Source organism: uncultured Phenylobacterium sp., assembly GCF_902826855.1.
Lineage (GTDB): Bacteria > Pseudomonadota > Alphaproteobacteria > Caulobacterales > Caulobacteraceae > Phenylobacterium.
The window spans coordinates 1-1,668 of record NZ_CADEGK010000378.1; the positions used below are offsets into that span (position 1 = coordinate 1).

Below are 1,668 nucleotides of genomic sequence, written 5' to 3' on the forward strand. Positions count from 1 at the left end.
TTCGTCGACCGGGTGACCGTCACCCTGCGCAAGGATCGCCGATGATCCAGCGTTTGGGAGTCCTAGTGCTGGCGGCCGGTCTAGCGGCGGCCGCCCCGGCCGAGCTGACCGGGCCGGCCCGGGTCGTCGACGGCGACACTTTCAGCGTCGGCGTCGAGCGAGTCCGGCTGTGGGGGGTGGATGCGCCGGAGGGCCGGCAGGTCTGCCTGGATGCGAAGGGCCAGGGCTATGCCTGCGGTGACGTCGCTCGCGACCAGCTCGTCCGCTTGATTGGCGGCCGGGTGGTGCGCTGCGAGATCCGGGACCGCGACCCCTATGGCCGAGCCGTCTCGCGTTGCATGGCCGCCTCGACCGATCTCGGCGGGGCCATGGTTCGGGCCGGCTGGGCGGTCGACTACGCCCAGTTCAGCCGCGGGGTCTATGCGTCGACCGAGGCTGAGGCGCGCCGGGCGCGGCGCGGCCTTTGGGCCGGCCACTTCGAGACGCCCTCGACCTGGCGGGCCGCTGAGCGGCAAGCGCGGCCGGAGCCGGCCGCGCCGCCCCAGGCCGGCTGCGCGATCAAGGGCAACATCAACGCCAAGGGTCGGCGAATCTTTCACGTCCCGGGCCAGGAGGACTATGAGGCCACCCGCATCGATACTGCCCGGGGCGAGCGCTGGTTTTGTTCCGCCGCCGAGGCGTGGGCGGCGGGGTGGACGGCGGCAAAGCGCTGATCCTTGAGAGGATTTTGTTAGTTCCCGCTTGCGCCATGTGCAGACTTCTAGCGCCCCAGCGGAGACCCAACTCTCGCCCTGGAGGCCCGCGGATCGCCGCTGCGCTCCGCTGACAGCGCCTGGATCAAGGGGCAACCAGCGTCGTGGCCCGCGTCGCAGGCGCGGACGGACTCGGCCAGCGCGCGCTCCATGCGCCTGAGGTCGGCGATCCGCGCACGCACGTTCTTCAGATGCGCCGCCGCCAGGTCTCGCACCTCGGCGCACGAGGCCTCGCCCCCGACTGCAAGCCCCAGCAGCGCGCGCACCTCGTCCAGCGTGAAGCCCAGTTCGCGGGCCCGGCGCACGAAGCCAAGCCGGCCCACGTCCTCAGCCCCATAGCTCCGGTAGCGTCCGCGACGCGGCGGGGCGGGCAGCAGGCCGATCCGCTCGTAATAACGGATCGTTTCGATGTTGCAGCCGGTGCGGCGCGAGAGTTCGCCGATGGGTATCGCAGTATCCGCCATGTGGGGCCTTCCGATTAGGGCTTGAGTCTGTAGTCGCTACAGATGGCATCGTGGGCGGCATGACGCTAGGAGACGGCATGACAGTGAGCAGCGGGCGGCCGGTCCGACGAGAAGGACAGGGCGGCAAGCCCATCGAGACCGGCCTGAGCTGGGCCGCGGTCGCCGCTGCGGCGGGGGCCGTGTTCGCTTGGGCCGCGTGCTGCGTGCTGCCGATGTCGCTGGCGCTGGCCGGCCTTGGCCTGGGTGGCCTGAGCTGGTTCGCCGAACAGCGCACCTGGATCACGTTCGCGGCCCTGGGCGTGACCGCCGCCGGCTGGCTCCTGACCTGGCGGCGGGCCCGGATGTGCCGGACGGACGGCGCCTGCGCACCACCGTCGCGGCTCGGGACCGGCCTGCTCGCCGCGGCCAAGCTGCTTGCGCTGCTCGCGCTCGTCTGGCAGCCGCTCGTCGAG

3 protein-coding genes are annotated in these 1,668 nt (G+C 71.8%); 2 read left to right on the plus strand and 1 reads right to left on the minus strand.

What is annotated here, in order from left to right; all coding sequences use genetic code 11:
• The first annotated feature begins 41 nt into the window (after positions 1–41).
• On the plus strand, positions 42–713 hold the full coding sequence (locus tag QZV94_RS24945; protein ID WP_293683156.1) for a thermonuclease family protein: 672 nt from the start codon (positions 42–44) through the stop codon (positions 711–713).
• Between the two features lie 47 nt (positions 714–760).
• Here QZV94_RS24945 and QZV94_RS24950 read toward each other — a convergent pair whose 3' ends face one another.
• A complete protein-coding gene (locus tag QZV94_RS24950) occupies positions 761–1,216 on the minus strand; it encodes a helix-turn-helix domain-containing protein (RefSeq protein ID WP_293683158.1) in 456 nt (151 codons plus the stop codon).
• A 77-nt stretch (positions 1,217–1,293) separates the two neighbouring features.
• Between QZV94_RS24950 and QZV94_RS24955 the strand changes: the two genes are divergently transcribed.
• The coding region (locus QZV94_RS24955) for an MFS transporter permease (protein WP_293683184.1) at positions 1,294–1,668 on the plus strand (375 nt) is incomplete at its 3' end.